We start from the raw sequence: 25177 nt of genomic DNA, 5'->3' as shown, positions 1-25177 counted from the left end.
TGCGCAATTGCCAGCCTTCCATGAGAACAGGAGAAACAACCATGGATATCAATGATCTGCGCCGCATGCTGAAAGCGTCGGCGGACACTATGGGAACCACGGCCAAACTGATCGAGGACTTGCAAGCCAGCGGCACCGCCGAGGCCAGCGCAATCGACACTGCAGTTGCTGAGTTTACTGCGGCTCAGAAAGAATTCGAGGGACTGCAGGTGCGGGTAAAACGGGCCGAGGCAGTCGAGGCCGCAAAAGCCTCCACTGCCGTTTCGGAACTTGATGGCGGCACGGGTGGCGGTGGTTCTTTGCCTGCACAGCCAGCCAATGCGGATCTCAAGGGCGCTGATACCGGCCTGATGGTGGCGGCTCTGGCCAATTCCCGGGGCGACAAAGACAAGGCCGCGACCCTTCTGGAAGAACAGGGGCACAGCCAGATTGCGGCCACTTTGTCGGGGGCAACTGAAAGCGCCGGCGGCGTGTTGATCCCGCGTCCTCAGAGCAATGTTCTGATCGAATTGCTGAAACCCAAGGTCGTGGTTCGCAAACTCGGTGCAGTTGTCCATGACATGCCCGCAGGTAAGTTGCGCCATGGCCGGGTGGCAACCGCTCCGACCGCTGGCTATATCGGTGAGAACGCCCCGATTGTCGAAAGCGAGCCGAGCTTTGACAATGTCGATCAGGATTTCAAAACCCTGACCGCTCTGGTGCCGCTCGGCAACGCGCTTCTGGCGCATTCCAGCGCCAGCATTGGTGTCATGGTGCGCGATCTGTTGCTGAACTATATGGCGCTGCGCGAAGATCTGGCCTTCCTGCGCGGTGACGGCACCAGCAACACGCCCAAAGGTCTGCTGAACTGGTGCCTGGCCGGTCACAAGCAATCCGCCATTGCCAACACTCCGTCCGTTGTGGAGGCCAAGCTGCGCTGGATGGTCAGCGTGGTCGAAGATACCAATGTGCCGATGATGCGATGCGGTTGGATCATGCGGGGGGCGACGAAACATTTCCTGGCCAGCCTGATCAATGCAGCTGGAACTAAGATGTTCCCGTCGATCGAGGCCAGCAATATGCTGTTTGGCTATCCGATTGAGACGACCTCGCAGGTGCCGAACAACCTCGGCACTGGTAATGACACTGAAATCACTTTTGCGGACTTCTCGGAGATTATGATCGGCGACGATCAGGACATTCGCATCGCGTCCTCAAGTGAAGCATCCTTTGTCGATACCAGCGGCGACACCGTTTCGGCATTCCAGCGTGACCTGACGCTGATGCGGGCGGTGTCTCGCCACGATCTGGCCCCGGCCCATGATGAAGCCATCTCGGTTCTGACCGGCACCAGCTGGGGTCTGTAATCCCCCTGACCTGACACGGGCGGCCTGACGGGCCGCCCTTTTCCATTCTCAAATGACGGAGGCCAGGACATGGCACGACTACTGGTGAAATTCACCCAAGGATATTCCCGCTACAACAAGGGCGACACCGCCGCTTTTGGAGCGGATGTGGCGCGAAAACTTTGCGAGGGCAAAGGCAAGGTCGCCAAACTGATGGGCGATGCCGCTGATCCGGACGCGGGCAAATCTGTCCTCATTGGTAAAGTGGACACCCGCGAAGTGCAGGAAATCGTAGATCAGGCGCGCACCGAATTGCAGGGCCGGTCGCAGACGCTGGATGAACGCGAAAACTCCCTCAGCCAGCAGGAGCAGGTCTTGTTCGATCGTGAAGCGGCGTTGGCAACCCGCGAGGCCGACCTGGCCAGTCGTGAGACCGCATTGTCCGCAACAGCGGAACCCGCTGACACCAAGGCAAAAACCGATGGCAAAAAAACCAGCGGCGAGCCGCCTAAGCAGGGCGCAAAGACGTAATCGAGAGGGGGCGGCGCAGTGGAATACATCGGTGAAGAAGCAATCCCGGAGGCGGTTTCCGTTGAAGGCTTTAAGCGGTCCGTTCACATGGTGGACTGCGATGCGGACGATGACGCCGCAATTGCATTGCTGCTGGTGGCCGCGCAACAGGTTGTTGTCACTGCCACTGGCCGCCCATTCTCACCACTGGAATTTGCGTTCTATATTCCGGCTGGCGACTGGAGCCGATGGTGGTTCCCTTGCATGCCGGTGGTCTCGATCACCAGTGTTGAGATTGAAGATCCTGATGCTGGTCTGGTGGCGCTGGACGCCTCAAAATACCGTCTTTCCCGACAGGCAGATGAGCCGCAGCTGGTCCTGAGGCAGGCGCTGCCGACAGGTGCGGAGACTCTGCGCCTGGTGGCTACAGTGGGCCATGCACCGGATGTTGCCGCAGCTGCGCCAATGCGCCATGCGGTAATTTTGCTGACGAAAGAATGGTTTGAGGCTGGGATTGCCGTTGAGGACCCGGCGAACCCGCCGCGCCTGTCCTTTGGGTTTCGGGCGCTGATCCGCCAGCAGCGATATCGCCGTCCTTGCGAATTTAACGGGAGCTGATCGGTGCGGTTGAAAGTTCAGGTTCTGGCGCCTTCAATGAGTGATGACGGGCTGCGCCGCAAGGAAGCCACTGCGCCTGTTGGTGATCCCATCTGGATGGATCGGTTTGATGAGCAGGTCAGTGAAAAATGGCGATCGGGTCAGGTGTCAGCCGGGATCACATCTCGGTTTGTGGTGCGCTGTGGCGTTCTCGCATCCAGCATAACGCCAAAACATCGCCTGCAATGCGAAGGCGTTGATTATGAAATCACCGGCATCAAGGCGGGGCAGGGTCGCCGCCGAACGCTGGAGATCACAGCCGTCGCGAAGGCAGGCATATGAGTATCGATATGAAGCTGGAAGGGTTCAGCGAGCTTGAAGAAGCGCTGGACCAGATAAGCAAGGCAGCGGGTAAAGGCGTGCTGCGTCGAGCGCTCAAGAAGGCGGCGCAGCCAACAGCGGACCTGATGAACAGTTATGCTCCGAAGGGGCCAACCGGGAACCTGAAAGGGTCCATCGTCGTGGGGTCTAAGCTGAGCAAAAATCAAGCTGGGGTTCACCGAAAGTCTGTTCGGGATGACAGATCCAGCGTCGAGATGTTCGTGGGTGCTGACTACAATCTGTCAGGTCGCCACGCGCATCTGGTCGAATTCGGAACCGGGCCGCGATTCCACAAGGAGACGGGGCGATCTGTTGGGGCGATGCCGCCACAGCCATTTGCCCGGCCTGCCTGGGACCGCGATCAAAAAGCGATGCTGGAGCGCCTGAGTAAAGAACTGTGGGCCGAGATTGAAAAGTCGATTGCGCGGGCTGAGCGGAAGGCTGCGCGCATCGCGGCGAAAGGATAAATCATGCAACGGGCATTTCGCGCCATCCTTCAGGGGGCGCCGACCGTCACCGCGTTTTGCGGCGGGCGAATTGATTGGGGCGCGCGGCTGCCAGATGACCCATATCCGGCCATCCTGATGCATCTGATCGGGGATGTCGCAGGGCATACCCTGACCGGATCAGATGGGCTGTCGCGTGGGCGGGTGCAGGTGGACTGCTACGCCGAGGACTATGCAGATGCCGCAGATTTGGCCAAGGCCGTGGGCCTGGTGCTGGACGGCTATCGGCAAGACGGGTTTCGCGGGATCTTTTTGGACGCCAGGCGGGACAACACAGAGCGCGGGGCAAATGAGGCCGACAGGCCGTTCCGCGTGACCATGGATTTTCTGACAAATTGGAGAAGCAGCAATGTCTGAACTAGACGCCGATATTGGCTATAATTCCACCTTCGGGATGGCGGATGCAGAGGCCGGACCATTCCCGGCGATCATTGGTGTCACTGGCATCACGCCGCCGAGCAAATCGCGGGATGCGGTCGATAAGACGCATCTGAAAAGCCCCGATCGCTACAAGGAATACTTCCCTGGTATGAAGGAAGGCGGCGAGGCAAAGATTGGCCTCAACTTTGCGCCGTCAGTGGCAGCGACGCTCGATACCGCGTTTGAGCTGGGCGAAAAGTGGTGCCAGATCACGTTCCCAGATGAGACCACAACTCTGACATTTAAGGCCGTGATCACCGGGTTGGAATACGGCGAACTGGTGAATGACAAGATGACGGCAACGCTGACGCTGAAGCTATCCGGCAAGCCAGTTCTGGCGGTGATGTAATGGGAAATCGTTTCAAAGGCGAAGTTACGATCACCATTGATGGTAAGATCTGGACGCTGGTCTGCGATTTCAATGCCATGGCAGAGTTTGAAGCGGCAACTGGCAAGGATGCTATGGACGCTTTCGAGAAGGCGGAAGAGGGTGGGGTTTCGATCGCCAATCTCCGTCACATGGTTCACGCTTTCCTGAAGCAGCACCACCCTGATGCGACCTTGCAGGATGCCGGTAATGTCATGAGCGAGGATATTGCAATCGTTGCGAATGTGTTGGCTGCAGCAAGCCCGACCGCAGCTGAGGCGGGTGACTTGGGAAACGCTCAGAAGTCGGGGAACCGAACCGGCTAGACTTTCTCGACATGTTGGAGAGCTACGTGTCTGCCGGGTTTGACCCGGCGGGGTTCTGGTCGCTGACGTCGCGTCTGTACCTGGCGCAAATGAAGGGGGCCAGCGCGCGCCTGGAGCGGGAACACAAGGATCGTGGCTGGCTGGCATGGCACACAGCGGTGCTGACGCGGGCGGAAACCATGCCTGATTTCTCAAAATTTGTGGGTGAAAGCCCGGTTAATCCACAATCGCCAGAGCACCTGCAGACGATGTGCGAAACGCTGGCGCAGGCCTGGGGGGCAAAGGAGCTGCAATGTCAAAATCTGTTATTGGAGCCCTGCGGGTAAATCTGGGGCTCGATAGTGCCAAATTCGAGCGGGGTGCCAAGCGGGTCAAATCCCCGCTGGCTGCGATGAAAAAACAGTTTGTCGCGGTTGCCATGGTGGCGGCTGCGGCAGGCACTGCCATTTCTGCAATGGCCCTTGCCGGGGCGCGGGATCTTGACAAGGCGGCGAAATCTGCCCGCCGTCTTGGTGCATCAATCGGTGGGTTTCGGGCCTTGGAGCTGGCTGCTGATGAGGCGGGGGTTAGCCTGTCTAGCCTGACCAATGACATTCAGACCATTGATCGTGAGATTGCAGCCATTGGTGTTTCGGGCAACGCCCAGCGGGCGCTGGAAGCGCTGAACCTGTCGGTGGAGGATCTGTCGGGCACCGACGCTGATGAGAAGCTGGCGATCATTGCGGACCGGGTGAAGGCCCTCGGGCTGACCACTGGTGAGGCCTCAGCTGTCTTGCGCGACCTTGGTGTGCGCAACAGGGAAATGGTCCTGCTGATGATCAATGGCGGTGACGCCATCCGCAGTGCGCGCCAGGATATTGAAGACTACGGCCTGGCGGTCAGCAGCGTTGATGCGGCGCAGATTGAGAGCGCCAATGATGCGATTTCTCGACTGGCGCTGGTTGGGCGATATCTAGCGCAACAGCTCGCGTTAGAGATTGTCCCGGCGTTGGGTCAGATGGCAACTGCCATGACCGAAAGCCTGCGCGAGGGCGGAACCCTGCGCGGGGTGATCGACGGGCTGGCCAATAATATTCAGCGGCTGATGACTTATGTGGCGGTTGCGGTCTCTGGCTTCGGTGCGCGCTATGTCGGGGCGTTGATTGCCGCGCGGGTTGCCACGGCCACCCTGTCAGGATCGCTGTTGTTTCTGCGGGGTGCGTTGATTGCCACGGGTATCGGCATTCTAATCGTCGGCGCTGGCGAGTTGGTCTATCAGCTCACCCGACTGGTTAAAGGCGCCGGTGGTTTTGGTAATGCGCTGGCGCTGTTGAAAGAAGTGGCGGCAGAGGTCTGGAGCCGCATGGGCGCAGGGGCGTCATCCATGGGGGCTTCGCTGAATGCGACCTGGGACACGGTGGCAGGTGGGTTTCTATCGATGCTGGCCACCTTGCAGGACCGCTGGTCGACGTTTCTGCGCAACCTTGCCGGAGCGGTAAAGGATGTTCCGGGCCTCGGGGATGTGGCGCTGGATTTACACGGTGCCTCGGTGGCGGCCCGGTCGGGGTCTTATGAAACATCGCAATCATCTGAAGATCATTTTGGTGCCGCAGATCAGGCCCGTGCGCGGGCGGATGCATTGGCGCGGGCAGCAGAGCGCCCGCTGAGCAGCATCGAAGCGCTGCGAGAGGCATTCCGAAAGGCGCGCGAAGAAACGGATGGTGCATCTGATGCGGCAGGCAGGTTCAACACGGCCCTGGGCAATCTAGGGAACGGTGGAACGGGCGGGGTCAACAAGACTAAGGACGCGGTTAGTGAATTGGCCAAAGGACTGCAGAGTGTAAAGTCCTCAGCAAAATCTGCTTTTGCCGGGATGGTGACCGGGGCGAAAAGCCTGAAAGATGCTGTGAGCGATGTGGCCGGCAGCCTGGCGACGATGTTTGCAAATCAGGCATTTGAATCGCTGTTTGGTTCTTTGTTTCCCAGCATCCCCGGATTTGCCAATGGTACTTTCTCGGCGCCCGGTGGCTTGGCCATGGTGGGAGAACGGGGGCCGGAACTGGTCAACCTGCCACGCGGATCGCAAGTGAGTAATGCCCAGCAGACAAAGGGTATGTTTGGCGGCGGTGGCGTCATGGACGTGCGTATGTTTATCGACCAGGACGGCAATTGGCAGGGAGCTGTTGAGAGAATATCCGATCGGAGTTCGGCCCATGCGGCTGGAGCCGCCATGCAAATGCAGGACCGCAAAACCACGGCGAACCTGCAATCTCATCTGAAAAGGAAGGGCTGATGCAGCGCCCGATTGTTACTCTCCCGGCAGACTTCCTGCACCTGGTGGATACGAACTGGGATGTCGACTGGCGTGGACAACCACCCGGAAATGACACTGGCGGCGGCACATCGGTGGTCTATAATCGTTTTCCCCGCTGGGTTGGCTCGCCGAGCATCGTGCTGCAGGGAAGCGCCATCGCGCAGTGGCGGGCGATCCGGGCACAGGCGCAGGGCCGAGTGGGGATCTATCGGCTGACCATGGTTGATCCGGTTGGCTTTGCTACGTCTGCTCCGTCCGCTGGGACCTCGTTTGAAGGTGGAGCAACTTTTGCCTCGGGCGTTGGCTTTGCCTCTGAGCCCGCATGTTTTGCGGCGGCGGATGCGGCGGCTGGGGCTGTGCAAATCCGGGTGGAAAACGCCGAGGTTGCTCCAGTTGTTGGCCAGATCATGAGCCACAAGCTTTGGCCGTTTTTGGTGACATGGGTCTCTGAGGTCTCACCGGGGTCCTATGACATCGGCGTTCAAATGCCGTTGCGGACCGCGATCACAGCTGGTGACATCTTAAAGCTGGAAGGGGAAGGGCTGTTTGAAGCCGTGGAGGATGGCATGGGGCAGGCTGGTTACAATATCGACCTGGTTGCGCGCCTGCGTTTAAACTTCCGTGAGGTTTTGAACCGATGAGCTTTTTCCCGGAAGGCTATGACCTCGATGGAGCGATCCACGGGGCTCTTGACCTGTGCGAGATCGACACCCCGGATGGTCCGGCTCGGTTCATCATCGGCACTGACGGTGTCTTTGTCGATACAGACGGCAACCGCTGGTTTGGCACCCAGCTGGTCAGTGTCTCCAGTCTGGGCAGTGCCAGGGAAGGTCAGGCGCCAGAGGGCAATGTTACCCTGTCCTATTTCCAGGATCCGGATGCGGATGATCTGATCACCCAGGTGCGCGCCCTTGGTCTGACCTATATTGAGGGGCGGTCCATCACCTTCCTGGTGCAGCCCATCAGCTCCATGGCAGAGTTTTATGCGCCCAAGGTGCCTCCTGTCCAATGGATGCAGCGCACCATGCGGACCCTTGGGATATCGGCCAGCGGCGCGCAGGACCGATCGATCTCACTTGGATTTGAAGCCTGGACCGAAAAGCGCCGGGCCTCGCGCCGGATTGTGCTGAACACCGAAGGCCACGCCAAGCTGATCGGAAAGTCAAACCCATCGCTGGAATTCATGCCCACTACTGATTTTGAAGAAGAGAAGCTGTTCGGATGACGCCCCTTTACCAAGAACTGCACAGATGGGCTGCCAGGCCGTTCATCTGGGGCGAAACGGATTGCATGCTCTGTCTGGCGGACTGGGTGATGCGGGTGACGGGTCGGGATCCGGCGGCGGCGGTCCGGGGTGTCTATGACAGTCGTGGATCGTGCCAACGGGAAACCGGTTTTTTGCGCGACCCAGTCATGGCGGTTGAGGCCTGCCTGGCAACCATTGGTGGTTTGCCGCGTGTGGACACGCCCCAGCCAGGCGATGCGGCTGTGCTGATGTTGCGGGATCCGGGTGGGCGGTCCTCTCCCTGCGGCGCGATCTGGCTTGGATCTGCCTGGGGCTGCAAGGGGCTGCAGGGGGTCACAACGCTCAGCCCGCAGGCTGTCTCTGAGGTGCTGGCAATCTGGGGTGTGGGCTATGAGGCGTAATCTGCTGTTTGCCGCTCTGCTGGGCAGCACCATGCTGACACCGCAGCGGGCGGAGGCCGGGCCGGTTGTCGGTTGGATCGCTGGCTCATTGGGCGTCGCTGCTGGATCCGCCCTTGCGACAACTGCCGCCTACGGGTTGGGCGCAAGTTTTGCGGGCACCGTGATTGGCGGCTTTGTGGTCAAAACTGTTGTGGCCATCGGCCTGTCAGCCCTTGCGGCGCAACTGGTTCCGACCCCCTCTATTCCAAGTCCGGGTGCGCGGATGGTCAATTTTGCTCAGCCGGTGGCCTATGCCGAATGGGTCTATGGTCGATCGCGCAAGGGTGGACCGCTGGGCTTCACCGGGTTCTCAGACGGCAAGCGGTATTATGTGGCAATCCTGGCGGCACACCCGATTGAGGGCATCGTGCAGCACTGGCTGGATGAGCGAATTGTGACGCTGTTCAGCGAGGCCGACCCGGCCAAAAGCAATATCGCGGAAAGCCCGATTAAAGGCTATGGCCGGATTACGGCGTTCACCGGCGATCCCGGTCAGCAGGCAGATCCGGGCCTGAATGCGGCTTTTGCCGAGATAGCCGCGGCGCATGATTTTAAGGGTCTGTCGGGGGCTGTTCTTTGGGCGGCGCGGCCACCGCAATCGAGTTTTACCCAGATTTACCCGGATGGCCGCCAGTGGGCCTATGCGCCGGTCTTTGATGGCAAGAAGGATATTTACGATCCGCGTGACGGTCTGAGCCGTTTCACGTCAAACGCGGCGCTGGTCTTTGCCGATTGGGTTGTCAATGTTCTGGGCCGTGACGTGGACTGGGCGGAAGTGGCTGATGAGGCCGATGCCAGCGATGTTGTGGCGCTGGACAGCGAAGGGATCCCGCGCAAGCGCTGGGAGATTAACGGCACCCTCTCGGATGAGCAGGAGTTTGAAGCGCAGCGCGCACAGATGGCAGCGGCCTGTGATGCCTTTGTCTATGAGCGGGCAGACGGCAAAGTCGGGTTCACGGTTGGCCGCTGGATCGAGCCTGAGCTGACGCTTGGGCCGGAGGACTTTCTTGCCCTGGAGCTGATCGAGGGCCAGTGGGGCGCCGATGCTCCGGACGAGGTGGCGGCGGTCTATACCGAGCCGGACAACGGCTGGCGCGAGACGCCAAGCGGCACATGGGTGGAGCGTCAGGTTGCCATGCCGGTGCGCGATGAGCCGCAGCTGTTCATGGTGACAAACCACAATCAGGTGTCACGCCTGAACAAGCGTCTGGCCCGCACCAAACTGTCGCAATACCAGCTGCGCGGCACTCTTGGCATGAAGGGGTATGAAATCCTTGGTGGGCGTTCAGGGGGCCGGGCGCATCGATTTGCCCGCGTCATTCACCCGGAAATGGGCATTGATATCTATATCGAGGTTGGCGAACTTGCCCGCGAAAGCGTCGGCATATTCACCCTGACCGCCAATTCGGTGAGGCCAGAGGATTTTGATTTTGACGCGGCAACTGAAGAGCCGCGGCGCCCGGTCTACGACGGGGTGGTGAGTGACGCCAGCATTCCGGTCCCAACCGGGTTTGCGGTGTCAGCGGCAGCTGCGGGCTCGGCAACGGTGCAGTGGGATGTGCAGGACGCAGCCTATGTGATGGATCTGCAGTACCGGACAACGGCAGTCTCTTCCGCCTGGGTGCTGGTGTCGGCGGCTGCAGGGCAGGGCGCTTTGCAGGTGTCCGGCCTGTTGTCCGGCGCTGAGCACGAGATCCAGATCCGCAATCGAACCAACGGCCTCGGAGTTTCCGACTGGTCGTCTTCTGTAACATTCACAGCTTAAGGTGGGCGCAAAATGGTCGCACTTTCTCCAAAGATAATCATGACCGGCAACCCGCCGAGCGCAGGGTATGAGCCGCGAAAGTCGGATATCGCCGACTGGATGCAGGAATATGAGAGCATCGCCGCCGGTGGCGGTCTGGCTTACATCGATGGCGCTCTTGCTGATCTGCAGGCCCGTGTCGGTGCCGTTGATGATCAGTTCGGGCTGGTGCTGAACACCTCAGATGAGGCCGGGATCTATGAGCGTATTGCAGGCACCTGGGTAAAGAATGCAGCGATCCCGACGCTGTTCCTCGAAAGTGCCTTTGCCGATTTGGCGGTGGAAAGTGCCGCTGCTGCCGCCCTGTCCGAGGCTGCGGCTTTGACCGCCAGTGGTGAGGCCGAGAGTTTCAAGGCGCAGGCTGAGCTGGCGGCGCTGGCGGCTGGCGCCAAGATTTTTGCGAGTGAAGCGGCTGGCCTTGCCGCCACGGTCGAGGGTGAGGTGTTTATTGTTCAGTCGGGCTCGGCAACGCTGGTCTATCAAAACCTCTCTGCAGCGGCAGTCTTGCTGGGGTCCGTTTTTGACAAGTCCGAGCTGTTGCAGGCCGCCAACAACCTGTCGGATGTGGCCGCCGCCGCCGCCGCCCGCGCTGCCCTTGGCGTTGATCCGGCAGGCACCGTGAATACGGTGGATCTCGCTTCTAAGGTGACCGGCTTGCTGCCGGGGGCGAACATGGTCAAGTCGAGCGCAGGGGCCTACGGTGTGACGATGCAGTCCTCGTCCGCACAGAACATCGCGGGAACTGCCAACGGAGTCACGCCCTCAGTTCTCGGTGTCAAAGAAATGATCGACGAGCACGGTGGTGGTGGTCCAGACCCTGCGGAGACAGGCTCCCCCTACTACGGGCTTCATCCTTACGATGGTGTCACGGTGGGCGACGGCAAAACGGGCACCTTGTACGACAAAGACGTGGACGGTAACGTTAGTTCCATCCAGACGCCGAACTTCGAACCCGGCCACAGGTACGTCATTTCCCTTGTAAACTATAGCCACAACGGCGCTCCGACTGACCGTCCGGTGATTGATTGGTACGATGTTGGCAATTCGGTTATCGCCACAACCACCCTTGGCGTACTGGACATCAACAGTGTCACCGTCACCTCCAAAACAGTGAACAGATACGTGGATGGTGACATTACCAACGGTTATGTAGCCACCCTGTACGCCGTGATCCGATGGGAGAATGGTGCGAATTTTGATAAGGGGCGGATCCACCTGTTCCGAGAGCTCGACTACTCAAAGCGGACGGAGACCTGATATGGCGAATTTTAAACTAATCGTTAAATCGGATGGCACCCGCACACGTGTACCATTCACGGCGGAAGAAGAGGCGACCCATATTGCGCTGATTCAGGCAGGCATTGCGGCTGAGTTGCCCAATAAACGTGCGGCGGCTTCGGTAACTCGAATGGAGTTCTGCATCGCCTTGGCAGCGACGGATCTCCTCACACATGATGAAGCCATTGCAGCAGCTCGCGGTGACTGGCCCGCACCGATGGCGGAGTTTCTTACTTTCCTCGACAGCACCCAATCATTGGATGCTCAGGTTGAATGGGCGTCCGCCGCTACAATTCACCGGATGCACCCATTTGTGCTGTCGCTCGGCTCCTGGCTGGTCCTCACAGACACAGCGGTCGATGCGCTGTTCGGCATCAACACTTGAAAATTGAAAACCTATGACTGCAAGCCAAGGATAAGGGAGAACCCCATGAGGATCTTTCTGAATAACGCCCGAAACCGAGCAGGCCTCTCTCATGTGGGACTGCCTCTGGTGCGGCAGCGGCGGCCCGCATGCTGAAAAACATGGATGAGCATTCAAGTGATTACACGGCTGGCGATTATTGGCCGGCAGGTGGCAACAGGCCTGGCAGGTGAAAGGAATTGGGGAACGGCATGGAAGCTGACATCAAGTGGCTGATCGGTATCGCAGTTGGATTTTTCTCGACGTTCGGCGGGGTGTTGATTTTGGCATTCCGCAATCTATCCTCGAAGATTTCGACCGGTAACAAGGACATCTATACGCGGATCGATGATATCAAAATGCGGTATGTCCGAAGGGATGATATGGATGGGCACATTCAGCGTCTGGAGGCGGGTATCAAAGAGCTGAAGGGCGAGACGCGGGACCAGCATAAGCAAGTTCTGCAGGCCATTTCCACGATCGGAAATAACCGAAACTAACCACCTCGAAACCTGAAAACAGGCCTCGCTTTTGCGGGGCCTTTTGCATTGGAGATCTGATAAATGAAATTTGTTAACAACGCCCGCCACATCGCGCTGCGCGGCCATTCCATGTGGGCCAGCTATCTGGGCCTTCTGTGCCTGCTGATCCCCGAGATCGTGTTCTTGCTGTTTGAACGCGACACCAATCCGCGCTTCTGGTGGGGGCTGGCTGTCGTGCTGATCATCTACGGGATCATTGGCCGGTTGAGAGACCAGGGCATTGATCAAACCAAGCTGCGCAGCTCGGGAATTGCTGCCTTTCTGGCGGTCGCGCTGCCGTTGATTGGCGCCTGGGAGGGCCAGCGCAATCATGCCTATCTCGATATGGTTGGGGTGCCGACGATCTGCTTTGGCCACACCAAGGGCGTCCAGCTTGGCGACTATCTGAGTGACACCCAATGCGCGGATTTGCTGCGCTCTGAAGTGCTGGAATATCGCGAGGGCCTGCACGGATATTTCAGCGCCGCCACCAAGCTGCACCGCCTGCCGCCAGAGCGGGACGCCGCCTATGTCAGCCTCGCCTACAATGTCGGGGTGCGCGGGACAGGGCGCAGCACCGCCACCCGCCGCCTGAACGCCGGTGATATCGCTGGCGGCTGTCAGGCGCTGACCTGGTGGAACAAGGCCGGGGGGCGGGTTGTGCGTGGCCTAGTGAGGCGTCGGTCAGGTGAGTACCAGCTTTGCATGATTGGTCTGGGCTAATGCAGGCCCTTGTGCTGCGCAATCTGCCTGCGCTGGGGCTGGCCCTGGTGCTGTTGGTGGCGGTGGCATGGCTGGTCAACCTGGTGCAGGACCGCACCCAGCTGCAGGCCGATCTGGTCGCTGTCAAGATCGAGGTGGCCACCGCCCGCGTGGCGCAACAACAGGCCCTAGATGTCGCCCGATTCCACCGCGCCCATCTGGCCCGCGCCGCTGATCAGGCCCGTCAGTTCGACGCCATCCGAAACGATTTGCAAGAAATGGAGGGCCGCGATGCGCCTTTATCTCCTTTGCTGCGCGCTACTGCTGAGCGCCTGTGGCCCTGATCCAATTGTTGTCACTGCGCCACCACCCCAAGTGCCGGCAGATCTGTTGCGGGGCTGTGCTGGTTGGACCGGGCCGGTGCCAAACACCGAGGGCCAGCTGTCAGATGCTCTGGTCGCCGAGCTGCGCGGGCGGCACTGCGCCAATGGCCGTATCGTATCCATTGCTGAAATTCTGAACCCGAGCGGGCCGCGCTGATCAGCCTGATCTCCCCTTTTTCTACACATACAACTGGAGCTAACCCATGCCTGCAGTAGATGATTTTGAGGTCTATTCCTCTAGCCTGACCAGTCCAATTAACGACCCTACCTGACGGGGGGGGGTGTTGGACACATCTCCGCAATGTCAGCTAACTGCACTTTCGCGACCTTGGTGCATAGTGCAGCATCCGACACTAAGGGCGGAAAATGTGAATTCGCTGCAGGTGCAAGGAGGCAGTGCGCCAGCGGCAAGAGCCGACATTCAAACAACTAAGAATTTGGGCGATTTTCTGCGACGCAGTAGGCGGCTTCGAGCCCCTAGTGACCAGCGGTTTCCCGCATTCTATTCAACAGACCTGATGCCGAAATACGGATGAAGAACTTGGAGGGTAGCCACTGCAAGGGCTTCCCTCCAGAAATTCTCAACTCTTTGGTGTATACCAGATTGGAGAGCTATAGGCTCTCTCGGTCGTGACCATCGGAACTTCGCTGTCCATTTGCACGTTAAACCGTTTGGCCTCGTATGCAGTCCAGCGCGGCGTGGGGATTTCAATAACCCGCACGTAGTAGAACGCACGCACTGACGGGTCAAAATCAGGGTCCTGCCATTGGGTGATCAATTCGGGCGCTCCGATGCTATTGGTCCAGCTAGCATTAGCAACATCCACAGTATTCCCGACCATCGGTAGTTTGCCATCCGTACCAGGTTCACGGTCGCCGGACCATGACACGTCATAGACTTTCTCGCCGCGGCTGCCATCGTCATTCAACCAGCCTTTAACCACCTGAATCCGATCCAGATTGCCGCTATACGGGTCTTTAAGAGCCGCGATCAAGAAACTGGGGGCTTCTTCACCAGACTGAGGTGGCAAATCTGCGCCCATAGGAACTCCTTTGGCATAGCCAATGTCCGCAGGTAGGCGTGAGGCAGCGTCTTTTGGTACAAAATCCCAGCCACCAAAAAAGCGTAACATGATGCGAGATCCAGTGGTGCCGTAGACCTCGCGTCGTTCAATGGCGTCAAATATTGACGCTCGGGTATTTTCGGTGGCCCAAACCGCCGCATATCCACCCGAGGCCTGCTGCCAACCGTAAATGGTGAATTGTGGATCGGGTGCCTCGATAACTACATGTTCCCACCGATGCGGCTCAGGTTCGACACCAGAATGTTTACCAAAGAAATTTTCTTCTTCGACCGCAGCCAGACCCGTGTGTGCATCAGTGGACCCGATCTGACCGGCCTTATAGGGGTTAATGCCGAGCGTTTCTTCCAGAAACAGCCCTGTCTTATATGCCTCGCGAGAATACTCAAACTGCAGCATATCTGAGGTCTTGGCCTGCGTTCCATTCAAGTTGGACGCGTCCCAAGTGTCAAAATCAGCGAACTCGTCATCTGGAGACAAAAACGGGTGGGCCTCGCTGTCGCCCTTGATTTGTGTGGTTTCAATCACCGGCTCAAATCTTGCGCGTAGGGCAGCCATTTCACCGGTTAGCGGAGTGCCATCAAAATTGGAAACCGAAAACAGTCGGCCGTTGCTGAGATTGCCATTATGAGGGATGGCCAATACATCGCCACCAGTTCTGTCTTCGTAGTCAGCCAGATGTGCCCACAGGTCTTCAGGATTCTTGCTGTCAAATTGCGAGTAAGGGACGACCATGTTTGCCAGAGCGGCATCATCCCGAAACAGCACATTACGGTGAATGTTATCGCCACCCTCAGATGTCCATTCATAACCAATCATGGCGGTGAAAGTGCCAGGGGCATTATAGCGGTCGGCCAGAGCTGTATAGGACTGCCAAGCGGATTTGATGGCTTTTGGGTTATCGATTGGGGGGGTATCGGTGGACAGTGACGCAACGATCTCCATCGCCGTATCGAAAATGCGGTTGTTGTCGTTTGAAGTCAGTTCCTCGTACCAAGCTTTTCCTTGCGGAGTTGAAAGCACTTCAGGATCACCAGCCAACAGTTGTGGCATCAAACCGTACATTTCCGCATGGTCGGCTATGACCAGCCAATCCAGAGGCCGCCCCAGCTTGGCTTGCAGCCCATGGGTAGTAGTGACTTCCTCACCGCGTGCAAAACGAAAGGCATCTTCCTGACTCAGCCGCGTCATTGTTCCGGCATCGACAGAAACTTCGGAGTGTAAATGTGTGTCACCCCACAAAACCTGTGTAGGGAAATTGCGTCCGGCATATGGAGAATAGTGGTCGCTGGAAAATCTTGCACCGACATCGTCTTTTGACGGTGTCATGTCCTGAACCTGCGCCGCAGCAGCCATTGCACAGCCTTGCAAAATGGCAGCAATAACCAGCGAATGTCGAATCCCAAGCATATTCATCACACTAAACTCCCTACTCATAAACATTTTCAGTATTGCAGAAAATTCCTTAGGTATAAGTAAGGCTCTAACGGATATTCCCCACGTGAAATGTCATCTCACCACGTTGTCTCTGTTTAGCGAGCCCAAATGAGCGGAAATCTGCCTTTGGCTTGCGCGGCGAATAGGCGCTTTATCCGCATACCGACGATCAAGCCGAAAAATGCTGCGATTTGTACGAATGGCCGCAATGCGAAAGCTGTGCCGCAAGGCTAAAGCGTCGGACGAACGGCAGGTCTGGGCCGTTCGCTGCCGTTGGGTCAACAACAGTGAATGACCGCAATGCGCTGCGTAGCTGCCGTCTGACGGGGGTTTGTTGGACACATCTCCCAATGTCAGCTAACTGCATTTTTACGACCTTGGTGCATAGTGCAGCATCCGACACTAAGGGCGGATTGCAGCCATTCGCTGCGATCTGCACCTAGGGCAGCCGAGCGGACAAAGCTACCGCTTGTACAGTCGAGCACCTATTACAACTAAACCAAACAAACTAACCACCAAGAGCACAGCAGTGGTTACCGCGAGCGACCCTACACAGCCTCCCAAACGACCGAGGTAAAGATCATCGTTGAGTTCAGACGTCATTATCCAATGCGCGAGTAGAACAAGCGAACATAGCGTCATGAGAACCCCGCTCAAGGTGTTCCTTTTCCATAGGAATAGGGCCAAAACTGCCATCCAGATGTAGCCCAGTGGCGTATTTACCAAAATCAGAAATTCAAGGAAGGGCGATGCGACACCGTATTCTGGCGTCCAGTTTGGGCGCGCTCGATTGCATTCTTCAAGGTAATCTAAGTCGATGCTCATTAATACTGTCCGATTTCTGGAGTTCGAACTTCGCAGTATTTTTACAGGTTACTATGGAGTTTTTCAACACAATCGGCTCTGACCAGCCATTCGCTGCAATGGTCACGACTGACTCGCCATCAACAATTGCATGAGCCAGGTTGAAAAAAGCAACACCCAGCCCGTAACATTACCTTCTGGCACTCTACTTGGGGGATATCGGATAAAGTTGCTGACATCTAAGCATTATTTCATATTGCATCAAAAACCCAAATCCTTTCCTCCAGTTCTGATAGCATCGGATGTTATTTCATCCCAAGACTTTCTTGCTCTCAACTGGCCAATTGTAGGCCCAACAGGGTTACTATATCGCTCAACATTTCTTCTCGCAATCTCCGCTCTTTTGGCACGTGGTGTAAGGCGTTGGAAACGTGCTCTAATTTCATTTCTGGCCTGATTCATAGCTCTTGCAATTTCTTCTGGAGTGGCCCCTGATGATTTCATTGATTTAGCGCGACCTGCCAATTTTGACACCGATCGACGATATGCGGCCCTACCGATTGGATGCCAGATCCAAAGGTATTTTAGTGGAGCAGATATAATGAAGCGCATTGCATTTTTTTGCGACGGAACCTGGAACAAAGCCAGCAATGGAACGGTGTCCAATATGGTCAAACTGGCGCAGGCTGTGCGTCCTTCCGTAGCGGACGGTATAACCCAGCAAGTATTTTATCAACCCGGAGTTGGCACCAGCAGGGGATCAAATGCTGTGGCGTGGTTTCGAGCGTTCATCAAAACTCAGTCAGCATTTGTCACATTGGTCTCTGATCAACCATTCGCTGCGCCGTCTACGAAGGTCCGCAGTGGGCCGTTTGCTGCTGTTGGGTCAACATCAGTGAATGACCGCAATGCGCTGCATAGCTGCCGTCTGACGGGGGTTAGTTGGATGGTTGGGGTAGGGCTGCCTTACGCAGTTTGATTTCACGGTCGAGGTACCAGCGGGCTTTCTCTAGATCTTCGATCGCCTTGCCCTTATCGTCTGCGCGCCAGATGTACTTGACCGCGTTGCCACAGTTGAAATTCATGTGCTCGGTCACCTGAATGCACTCAAGGCTCGACGGGTGGGAGGTATAGTGCTGTGGATGGTTCACGGCGTCGCTCATGGTGCCTCCGGGGTAGTTGGGTGTTTGGTTTGTTTCGGTTCCTTGCTCCTGACTCGTTGGGAAAGCCCTTATGTAACAGGAGTGAAACGGCAATGTAGTAAAAGCAGTCCGGATTGGCACGTGTAGAAAAAGCGGGGTCAAAATCCGGAAAGAAGGAGTTTTCCGGGCGCCCCGTTGGCTGCCGCCAGTGGAGTAAATTATGAGGGCCACAAGGACCTTGGGGATGACGCAGAATTTCATTGCCGACATGGGAATTCGGCCCTGCGGTATGTCGTCAAGGTGCGAGAATTGGGACGCAACACCTGCGGCCAAATTGCTGACTTAGATGAGTGGTTGGAAAATTCTGAGGGAGACTCGGTGAAATTGGGGTCCCTTTGACTTCCATAAAACACTCAATTTGAACGATACTAAAAAATGTGTTATGACTAGCGACTAATACTGCCCATTTTGTGAGCATCTACCTTGTTGGCCATGATTGATGATAGAGGCAATGGAGTCTTTTTCTTCAAAAGCTCACAATTTTCTAATTTCGGATATTTTTTTGGTAGAAGGAGTAGGGAAATGAATTTAATGCTGTGTTACATGCAAAAAAAATGGATTTTTCAGCATTGTTGGCGGAATGCAAGTAACGGACTGTGTACCGTTGCTTTCTTTATGTTACTAATCTTGCCACTTGGAGCACGAGCGCAGCAACAGCCATTACCCTGCACTTCCTACCAAGGGCAAACTGTTCAATACATAGCAAACCCACAGCTCGGGGATGTGGGGATGGCAACTTACTACAACCAGAGGCCAGTAATTATTATTAATCCAATAATTTTGAATCAATTTTCGCCATTGGTTCAGCAATGGTGGTTTGCACACGAGTGTGGTCATCATGCGCTCAATCCGATCGACAATAGTGAGGTGGCCGCAGACTGCTTTGCGGGTCGAGCTCTACGAAGCTTGGGTTACATTTATGATTTGGAATCATTAAATCAAGTAATGAGGGAGATTTCAGGACTACCGGGAAATGCGTTTACGGGCCACTTGCCCGGACGAGGTCGAGCATCGGTTGTCAGGAGTTGTGTTTTGCAATAGTTTTCGGTGTATCGGTGTATCGGTGTATCGGTGTATCGGTGTATCGGTGTATCGGTGTATCGGTGTATCGGATGGTAATATGGAAGAGAATGTTATAGAAGTTAATAATGAAAAAAATTCGATTAATGACATCGTTGCGAGAATAGAGAATCTCGAAGATGAAATTGTAAATAAAAAAAAGACTACTTTGGAAGTGCTTCGGGACTATGGTGGGGTATTAGCATTGATAATAGCAATTGGTTACAGTTGGCCAATCGGTGTTTGGGATCGATTTATTGGAGGGCGCGAAGAATCAATAGAAGTTCTTCGAGAATCAATTATCACCACCTCACAACTTATGTCGGAAATTAATCAAGTTGTTGCTTCAATAAATGATCCAAATTTGAGGGATGGAGCAGTGCGCCCAATTCAGAATAGACTCATATCCACCTTAAGTACCAACAAAGAAGAGTACAACCGGCACCTCAAAAGATTTTCTACCGATGAATTAGTCCAGCTTTCAATCGCATACCTGTTTGTCTATGATGCAGTCCAAGCGAACAGGGTTCTTGTGGAGGTGAGTGGAAGAGCTGATCTAACGGAGCGACAAAGACTGAATGCCCATCAGGGGTTGGCAATATCCTACTACATTCCGTCTGAAATGCAAGATACCGAATATGGACGGGAATTGTATGTGGGGATAGTTGACGAGTTGTCCAATCAAATTGATGCTAATTCAAGCGTATTTCTGATTTCGCTTCGGGCTGATTGGGGTATGAATGAATTGATGGTTGGCGATTGGAAGTGTGGTACCAAGCAGGTTTCACTCGCTCTAGAGCAACTTGAAAATTGGCAGCACTTAGCCGATCCGCAAGGGTTCTTAAGGGAGATTTATTCGGATATGCTGAAAAATAGCCCAATGCCCAGACCTGGGCAGCCGGTAAAGGGTTGTTAGTGAAACAGGTGCTTTTTCACAATTCGTCCCTTGAGAAAGTGTTCGGCGTTTATACTCAACTATTTGGGACAGCTGTAGCGTGGAGAAGCTATCTCCGATGACGCTATCGATGGTGGTGATGAGATACTAGCGGCGAACTTTGGTTTCTTGACCCATGTGCACCTTATGGCATCAATCACATTGATGGATCATTTGGCAAATCTGGCTGTGTCCATAAAAGGAGGCCGCGCTACGACGGCTATATGGACTGCACTGACACCAACCCGATTTGGCGCAGAGCGATATCAACGGCCCCATTTGCGGCATATCTAAGTCTCGACCAGATCATAATGCTTGATCGACCTGCTCTCGACCAGCTCAGCCTCAGCAGGATCAATGTGTGGGCTCGTATAATCCTCACCGACAAAAGCCTTCAGTGCTTCGAGATTTTCCCAGACCATTACGAAACTGAATTCTCTGGGGCTTTCTTCGCGGGGAGCTCCGGGGATAATACTAACTATCCCCTTGGTGCCCTTCATGAGGGGAATGGCCGTTTCATGGAAAAATTTTCCAAACTCCTCCTCTTTGCCCGGACGGGTCACAATCTGAAAAATGCGAATGATCATTGTTATGCCTCCCCAACAACGGTCGCAGAAGTATCCTACCATAAATGGTCCTTTGAGTCCGTTCAGCTCCAACCAGGCACTCGACCAGCTAGAGACACTCTGCGACTGTGAAGTCCAACAAAGGAGCCTATCGGCGAGCGGCCCGCGGTTGCAAACAAGGGTTGTTTGGGCGCGGGCCGCTCTCCCCGCCCACGTCATAGGCGGATTGAAAAATATCTAGTACGAAATTGATATGGGTCCATAAAAGGAGCGACCCGCGTGCGCAGTTAGGTACGGTTTTGGACGCGGATCGCTCTCCCATCCTCCCCAGTGGCGGATTTCATATAGAATAGTCCGATTGCAATTCTGGTCCAGAAGAGGAGTGACGGGCAGCCCACGTTAAACTTGTATATCGCGCAATAGTTGTGCCCAAACCGCAAGAGGCTCGGGCTGGGGCAATATTCAATCGGCCTTCATGGCCTCAATTGAAATCTGAATTGTCACCTCATCACTGACAAAGGGCGCAAATTTACCCAAATCAAAATCAGAGCGCAGTATTGAGGTGGTGGCGTCGAACCCGGCCCAAGGCTTCCCGGCCATTGGGTGATCTCCCACCTGGTTCAGGACCGTGTCCAGCACCACCACTTTGGTCACGCCATTCAGGGTCAGATCGCCGGTGATCTTGGCAAGATTGTCACCGGTCACCTCGATGCTGGTGGATTGAAACCGGATCATTTCTTTTTCATCAGCACCAAAAAAATCCTCGGTCATGAATTGATCAAACCGCTCTTGCCAGCCGGTGAACATGGATCGCGCGGGCATCGACACCGAGACGCTGGAGGCTGCCGGATTTTCCTGATCGAACATCACCTCACCTTGGAACCCCGAGAACATCCCTCGGGTGGTCGAAAACCCAAGATGGTTGTAGCTGAAAGTGATCTGGCTGTGTGGTGCGTCCAGCACATATTTCTCTGGTGCAGCAATAGCCGCAGACGCGGCTGCAGCGACAAACGAGGCGGCGATCCAGGACATATTCATTTTCAAAGGCTCCGGTTGAACAAACATACAATTTACCAAAATGGCGCCAGTCGACCCAAAGGAAAGCCGAGGGCTGTTTTCATAGCACCTATGTCCGAAAATCCCCAAGTGGAGTGCCAGAAGATAATGTCACGCGCCGGGCGGCGTTTTTTTCAACCTGGATCATACAATTGTTGATGGCGAGGCAGTTAGGATCCCTGTGCTTTGGATCGGTCCCAGTGGGATGCTATTTTGAGAGGTCACTTTCCTATCGCGAAATCTTGGCGCTTGAAAAGCATTTCCAGATATTTGTAACTGCAGCTACCTATCAGTCTCACTGGTTTGCGGCAGCGTTACATAACACACGCCACAAATCAAAAGTGGAGTGGGCGGTCCTCGGTCGTCCAGAAAAGGAGGCGGCAGATATGACAGGTGTTCGCAAATCTTCCTCTCTGCCACCGCGCTCTCGGCTACTGATATGTTCTGGCTATGAGGCCAGACCCTAAAACGTATAGGTGAGTCCAAAGGTGAGAAACGGATACCCTGAATCGACCTCGGACTGAATTTGATGCGCTTCGTTGACTAGGTCGTCGAGATCGACCGGATCGCCGCTCAGCACAGAAATTCCGACGTCGACCCCACCAGTGTACATGTATCCTGCACTGGCCGCTAGGTTCCACTGATCTCCAATTGGTTGTTCGAAGCCTATTGCCAAAATGGGTGAGACGCGGTTCGAAAATCGAACATCTGCCTGAATGGTTGAGTTATAGACGCTGTCACCGATCAACAGAGTCCCGCTAGTCTGACCAACGATCTTTGTTCCGGAAAGGAAAGCGCCTCCAATGATGTGGAACTGTGAATTTCCTATTTGATAGTCAGCAAGTAATGAAAGCCCGCGGATTTCCGCAGCCGCATCATAAATTAGGTCTCCTGATTCCTCTCGCTTTCTATACGTGGGTGCCCCGCTCAGCATTGCACGCAGCCGCCACTTCTCCGAGAGGCGATATTTGACTTCGCCAGTGAACCCCACGCTGGAAGCACCGAGGCTGAATGCGTACTCGCCAACATCCTGGGCTACGGCCCCACTAGCCGAAAGCGCAAAAACGAAGGTACAATATATTTTGGCTATTTTATTCATAATCCCCCCAAGAGCTTTACGGCAGTATACAGGTGGCCAAAATCACCACGTTGTCCAATGATAGAGCGGTCAAAGTGGTAATCTACAAAAACTCCATCAGAGGTAGTTCATCAGCATCCGTGTTTCTTGACTACGGACTTTCACACACAAGGTAGAAGAGGTCCCGGGCTGCCTTTGTCCTCTTTCAAGCTGACTCTTGTATCCGGCCGTAAAGATATCGATCATCCAACAAAGGAGGGTTCCGGAAATGTTCTCGTAGGGGCTTTCCCGACTCACTGACCTCCAATATCCCCGGCCCATGCTCAAACGCGGCGGCACGCGCCTATCAGTCATCCCCGAACACCAGCTGTGGCTTGAATGCGCCTGCGGCCACAACGGGCCTGTCCAGGTCGTCGACATCATTGCCAAGTGGGGCGATCAGATAACGGTTGGCGAGGCGATCGCGCGGCTGCGGTGCTCGGCCTGCCGTACAAAGCAAATCAAGGATTACCGGATTACCTATGTGGGTGGCTCCTGGGGTGCGATGCGGGGGGCAAGCCAGCAGCCAGGGTGATCCGATGGCGCCGTTTACGAAGTGCGCTTAGGTTCGGTGAACTTGGAAACCTTGGACAAACCGGGAAAACAGGGCTAAATTTCCCAGTACGAAGTGCGCTCTTTGCCAAATATCAATGGCTTGGCTGCAGACACCTTTTTTTACACCGAAGATGTCGGGAGTTCGAGCCTCTCACGACCCACCATCCCATCCCATTGATCTTGCATATTTTATTGCCTATCAAAGGCTTGCGCCGCCTCAACTCGTACACAGAGGCAGTACACATGAGATGTGCAATGCCGAACCCGAAACTGATTGGAACGACTTACTACCTGCGGATCCGGGTGCCGAACGACATTGCCACTGCGGCGAAGGAAACTGTGGTCGCTGTTCGAGTTGGCGACGATCTTGTTACTGCAAAGTCGGGGAGGTGGTCAAAGTATCCCTTCAGACCAAAGACCCCGCTGTAGCTAAGCAAAGGTTCACCCAAGCGCTGGCCTCGGTGGACGCCCACTGGGAGGCGCTGAAGCATGGTCCGTCCAAGTTGACCCATAAACAATTCACAGCTCTTGCTGGGGAGGTCAGGAGCGCTTGGGTGAAAATCTTGGACGATGACCCCGGCGATCCGGCAATGTGGCAGCGTGTACAGACTTTGGACGCGACCGTGAAACGGTATCACTCTGATAATCACGATCAACTCCGCTGTCATCTCAGCGATGTCCTTGCTGCCTATAGTTGCGCGCGCCGTCTCCAGACACTCAGCGGCCTGACGTCACACGAATACATCTGCGAAATACGGACTTCTGAGCCAGATCGTTTCATTCACAATCCAAACCACCAGATTCCGGAATTGAATATCTGGAAAGGCAAATTTCCCATTGAATTTTTCGCATTCGTATTAAGTGGACAGAAATCAAACATGTTTAGTTTACTGTAATTGAGGTGCGATGTTCCAAAACCCAGGTGCCCAGCGATTTGGTCGTGATGAGTCCGGAGTTGTTCTGGTCGAAACGATTCTGGTGATCCCCGTTCTGATCACGATTTCGCTTATTATTATGTACTTTGCGGCGATTTTCCACTCGATGGCACATCTCGAGCGGGCCTCGAGGATTGCCTCGCGCGAACTGTCTTTGGGGCGGGCCGATGATGAGACAAACGGCGTTTTGACCGCTTGTAGTGCGATCTCCGGGGTGGGGGCCGGTGGCGGCACCAGTGTTGAACAAATTGCCTGCGATCTGGCGGAACGATCAATTGGCACACATTTTGTCATGGCGTCTGACGGCACCAGTGATGGGTTTGGCAGTGAGGGGGCCGATGCCTTTGTGCAACTGGTGGTGCCCGAGTCGAGCCTGCTTCCGTTTGGCGTCTCTCCGTCCCCTGAGGATGGCAGAGTTTTTGCCGCCAGATCGACCCTGCGCATGCAACAGCTGAATAGTGAATGATGCGCCGTTTTTTGAAAGACCAGTCCGGAACCGTGCTGGTTGAAACCCTGATCGCCATGCCGATCCTGGTGCTGTTCACCTTTGTGATTGTTCAGCTTGGCTATGTGTTCTTTGTGTCCTCGACGATGATCCACGTGTCGCAGCATATCTCGCGCGAGATTGCTGTTGGCGGTGCTGATGACGAAACCGATGGGACCTATACGGCCTGTGGTTCGCTGACCGGGGTGTCGGCTGATGGGCTTGAAAGCGCCGAGAGCATGGCCTGTGATATGATGGCAAACATCCCCGGCGATTTTTCGGTTTTTGCCAGTGACACTGTGGCGGGCGGCGCTGCGATGGCTGGCGACAGTATTCAGGTGTCCATTCGCATCCAGACAATCGCCATGATCCCAATCGATGCCATGGGGATGGCTGATAGCTTTGCGACCTATTCGATCTCTGCCCGCAATATAAAGGAGTGAT

The 25177-nt window shown here is 55.5% G+C and carries 29 protein-coding genes and 1 pseudogene; 25 read left to right on the top strand and 5 right to left on the bottom strand.

Annotated elements, in window-relative coordinates:
- Nucleotides 1-41: 41 nt before the first annotated feature.
- The 20 genes from QPJ95_RS21980 (at nt 42) to lysC (ending at nt 13659) form a co-directional block, all read left to right on the top strand.
- A complete protein-coding gene (locus QPJ95_RS21980) occupies nt 42-1346 on the top strand; it encodes a phage major capsid protein (protein ID WP_270921233.1) in 1305 nt (434 codons plus the stop codon).
- A gap of 69 nt (nt 1347-1415) precedes the next feature.
- Nucleotides 1416-1856: a hypothetical protein gene (locus QPJ95_RS21975; RefSeq protein WP_286018210.1), complete on the top strand. Its 441-nt coding sequence runs from the start codon at nt 1416-1418 to the stop codon at nt 1854-1856.
- An 18-nt stretch (nt 1857-1874) separates the two neighbouring features.
- Nucleotides 1875-2453: a head-tail connector protein gene (locus QPJ95_RS21970; protein WP_286018209.1), complete on the top strand. Its 579-nt coding sequence runs from the start codon at nt 1875-1877 to the stop codon at nt 2451-2453.
- A 3-nt stretch (nt 2454-2456) separates the two neighbouring features.
- Complete coding sequence (locus QPJ95_RS21965) at nt 2457-2774, top strand: head-tail adaptor protein (RefSeq protein ID WP_286018208.1); 318 nt, start codon at nt 2457-2459, stop codon at nt 2772-2774.
- The gene (locus tag QPJ95_RS21960) at nt 2771-3280 is read left to right on the top strand and encodes an HK97-gp10 family putative phage morphogenesis protein (RefSeq protein WP_270921143.1); all 510 of its coding nucleotides are present in this window, start codon (nt 2771-2773) and stop codon (nt 3278-3280) included. The genes QPJ95_RS21965 and QPJ95_RS21960 overlap by 4 nt, the downstream gene beginning before the upstream one ends.
- A 3-nt stretch (nt 3281-3283) precedes the next feature.
- Nucleotides 3284-3676, top strand: a complete 393-nt coding sequence (gp17, locus tag QPJ95_RS21955; protein WP_270921142.1) for a tail completion protein gp17 — start codon at nt 3284-3286, stop codon at nt 3674-3676.
- Nucleotides 3669-4088: a phage tail tube protein gene (locus QPJ95_RS21950; protein ID WP_270921141.1), complete on the top strand. Its 420-nt coding sequence runs from the start codon at nt 3669-3671 to the stop codon at nt 4086-4088. Before gp17 ends, QPJ95_RS21950 begins: the two co-directional genes overlap by 8 nt.
- Complete coding sequence (locus tag QPJ95_RS21945; RefSeq protein WP_270921140.1) at nt 4088-4432, top strand: GTA-gp10 family protein; 345 nt, start codon at nt 4088-4090, stop codon at nt 4430-4432. The genes QPJ95_RS21950 and QPJ95_RS21945 overlap by 1 nt, the downstream gene beginning before the upstream one ends.
- An 11-nt stretch (nt 4433-4443) precedes the next feature.
- A complete protein-coding gene (locus QPJ95_RS21940; RefSeq protein WP_270921139.1) occupies nt 4444-4758 on the top strand; it encodes a hypothetical protein in 315 nt (104 codons plus the stop codon).
- Nucleotides 4725-6704 carry a hypothetical protein gene (locus QPJ95_RS21935; RefSeq protein ID WP_270921138.1) on the top strand — a complete coding sequence of 660 codons (1980 nt, stop codon included), beginning with the start codon at nt 4725-4727 and terminating at the stop codon, nt 6702-6704. The genes QPJ95_RS21940 and QPJ95_RS21935 overlap by 34 nt, the downstream gene beginning before the upstream one ends.
- Entirely contained in the window at nt 6704-7366 is a 663-nt protein-coding gene (locus QPJ95_RS21930) for a hypothetical protein (protein WP_270921137.1), read from the top strand. The genes QPJ95_RS21935 and QPJ95_RS21930 overlap by 1 nt, the downstream gene beginning before the upstream one ends.
- Nucleotides 7363-7950, top strand: coding sequence for a hypothetical protein (locus QPJ95_RS21925; protein ID WP_270921136.1), 588 nt, complete (start codon nt 7363-7365; stop codon nt 7948-7950). Before QPJ95_RS21930 ends, QPJ95_RS21925 begins: the two co-directional genes overlap by 4 nt.
- Complete coding sequence (locus QPJ95_RS21920; protein ID WP_270921135.1) at nt 7947-8372, top strand: DUF6950 family protein; 426 nt, start codon at nt 7947-7949, stop codon at nt 8370-8372. Before QPJ95_RS21925 ends, QPJ95_RS21920 begins: the two co-directional genes overlap by 4 nt.
- Entirely contained in the window at nt 8362-10176 is a 1815-nt protein-coding gene (locus tag QPJ95_RS21915; protein ID WP_286018207.1) for a fibronectin type III domain-containing protein, read from the top strand. Before QPJ95_RS21920 ends, QPJ95_RS21915 begins: the two co-directional genes overlap by 11 nt.
- A gap of 12 nt (nt 10177-10188) precedes the next feature.
- Nucleotides 10189-11472 carry a hypothetical protein gene (locus QPJ95_RS21910; protein ID WP_286018206.1) on the top strand — a complete coding sequence of 428 codons (1284 nt, stop codon included), beginning with the start codon at nt 10189-10191 and terminating at the stop codon, nt 11470-11472.
- 1 nt (nt 11473) lies between these two features.
- Nucleotides 11474-11878 carry a hypothetical protein gene (locus QPJ95_RS21905; RefSeq protein WP_270919854.1) on the top strand — a complete coding sequence of 135 codons (405 nt, stop codon included), beginning with the start codon at nt 11474-11476 and terminating at the stop codon, nt 11876-11878.
- 230 nt (nt 11879-12108) lie between these two features.
- Nucleotides 12109-12396 carry a hypothetical protein gene (locus QPJ95_RS21900; RefSeq protein ID WP_270919855.1) on the top strand — a complete coding sequence of 96 codons (288 nt, stop codon included), beginning with the start codon at nt 12109-12111 and terminating at the stop codon, nt 12394-12396.
- Between the two features lie 63 nt (nt 12397-12459).
- The gene (locus tag QPJ95_RS21895; RefSeq protein ID WP_270919856.1) at nt 12460-13140 is read left to right on the top strand and encodes a lysozyme; all 681 of its coding nucleotides are present in this window, start codon (nt 12460-12462) and stop codon (nt 13138-13140) included.
- Nucleotides 13140-13463, top strand: a complete 324-nt coding sequence (locus tag QPJ95_RS21890; RefSeq protein ID WP_270919857.1) for a hypothetical protein — start codon at nt 13140-13142, stop codon at nt 13461-13463. The genes QPJ95_RS21895 and QPJ95_RS21890 overlap by 1 nt, the downstream gene beginning before the upstream one ends.
- Nucleotides 13411-13659: an Rz1-like lysis system protein LysC gene (gene lysC / locus QPJ95_RS21885; RefSeq protein ID WP_286018205.1), complete on the top strand. Its 249-nt coding sequence runs from the start codon at nt 13411-13413 to the stop codon at nt 13657-13659. Before QPJ95_RS21890 ends, lysC begins: the two co-directional genes overlap by 53 nt.
- A gap of 424 nt (nt 13660-14083) precedes the next feature.
- Here the strand turns inward: lysC and QPJ95_RS21880 are convergent, their stop codons facing one another.
- On the bottom strand, nt 14084-16000 hold the full coding sequence (locus QPJ95_RS21880) for a DUF3604 domain-containing protein (RefSeq protein WP_270919858.1): 1917 nt from the start codon (nt 15998-16000) through the stop codon (nt 14084-14086).
- Nucleotides 16001-17426: 1426 nt separating this feature from the next.
- Between QPJ95_RS21880 and QPJ95_RS24395 the strand changes: the two genes are divergently transcribed.
- Nucleotides 17427-17804: a phospholipase effector Tle1 domain-containing protein gene (locus QPJ95_RS24395; protein WP_390922770.1), complete on the top strand. Its 378-nt coding sequence runs from the start codon at nt 17427-17429 to the stop codon at nt 17802-17804.
- Here the strand turns inward: QPJ95_RS24395 and QPJ95_RS21875 are convergent.
- Nucleotides 17764-17988: a DUF3310 domain-containing protein gene (locus QPJ95_RS21875; protein ID WP_270919859.1), complete on the bottom strand. Its 225-nt coding sequence runs from the start codon at nt 17986-17988 to the stop codon at nt 17764-17766. The genes QPJ95_RS24395 and QPJ95_RS21875 overlap by 41 nt on opposite strands.
- A gap of 1159 nt (nt 17989-19147) precedes the next feature.
- Between QPJ95_RS21875 and QPJ95_RS21870 the strand changes: the two genes are divergently transcribed.
- A complete protein-coding gene (locus QPJ95_RS21870) occupies nt 19148-20002 on the top strand; it encodes a hypothetical protein (RefSeq protein WP_270919860.1) in 855 nt (284 codons plus the stop codon).
- 308 nt (nt 20003-20310) lie between these two features.
- Here the strand turns inward: QPJ95_RS21870 and QPJ95_RS21865 are convergent, their stop codons facing one another.
- The 3 genes from QPJ95_RS21865 to QPJ95_RS21855 all read right to left on the bottom strand — a co-directional run bounded on the left by QPJ95_RS21865 (nt 20311) and on the right by QPJ95_RS21855 (nt 22741).
- Complete coding sequence (locus tag QPJ95_RS21865) at nt 20311-20607, bottom strand: antibiotic biosynthesis monooxygenase family protein (RefSeq protein ID WP_270919861.1); 297 nt, start codon at nt 20605-20607, stop codon at nt 20311-20313.
- 441 nt (nt 20608-21048) lie between these two features.
- Nucleotides 21049-21624 (bottom strand): YceI family protein, encoded by a 576-nt coding sequence (locus tag QPJ95_RS21860; protein WP_270919862.1) that lies wholly within the window; start codon nt 21622-21624, stop codon nt 21049-21051.
- A gap of 481 nt (nt 21625-22105) precedes the next feature.
- Nucleotides 22106-22741, bottom strand: a complete 636-nt coding sequence (locus QPJ95_RS21855; RefSeq protein ID WP_270919863.1) for a hypothetical protein — start codon at nt 22739-22741, stop codon at nt 22106-22108.
- 1187 nt (nt 22742-23928) lie between these two features.
- Between QPJ95_RS21855 and QPJ95_RS21850 the strand changes: the two are divergent.
- From QPJ95_RS21850 to QPJ95_RS21840, 3 genes and pseudogenes are all read left to right on the top strand, one after another.
- Nucleotides 23929-24132, top strand: a pseudogene (locus tag QPJ95_RS21850) (IS481 family transposase); the annotation flags it as partial.
- Between the two features lie 88 nt (nt 24133-24220).
- Nucleotides 24221-24715 carry a TadE/TadG family type IV pilus assembly protein gene (locus tag QPJ95_RS21845; protein ID WP_270919864.1) on the top strand — a complete coding sequence of 165 codons (495 nt, stop codon included), beginning with the start codon at nt 24221-24223 and terminating at the stop codon, nt 24713-24715.
- A complete protein-coding gene (locus QPJ95_RS21840) occupies nt 24715-25176 on the top strand; it encodes a TadE/TadG family type IV pilus assembly protein (protein ID WP_270919865.1) in 462 nt (153 codons plus the stop codon). The genes QPJ95_RS21845 and QPJ95_RS21840 overlap by 1 nt, the downstream gene beginning before the upstream one ends.
- Nucleotide 25177: the final 1 nt, after the last annotated feature.

The sequence above is a fragment of the Parasedimentitalea psychrophila genome, from assembly GCF_030285785.1.
GTDB classification, from domain to species: domain Bacteria; phylum Pseudomonadota; class Alphaproteobacteria; order Rhodobacterales; family Rhodobacteraceae; genus Parasedimentitalea; species Parasedimentitalea psychrophila.
The sequence above is the reverse complement of the archived record's forward strand: the minus strand, read 5'-3'. Positions and strand labels throughout refer to the sequence as shown.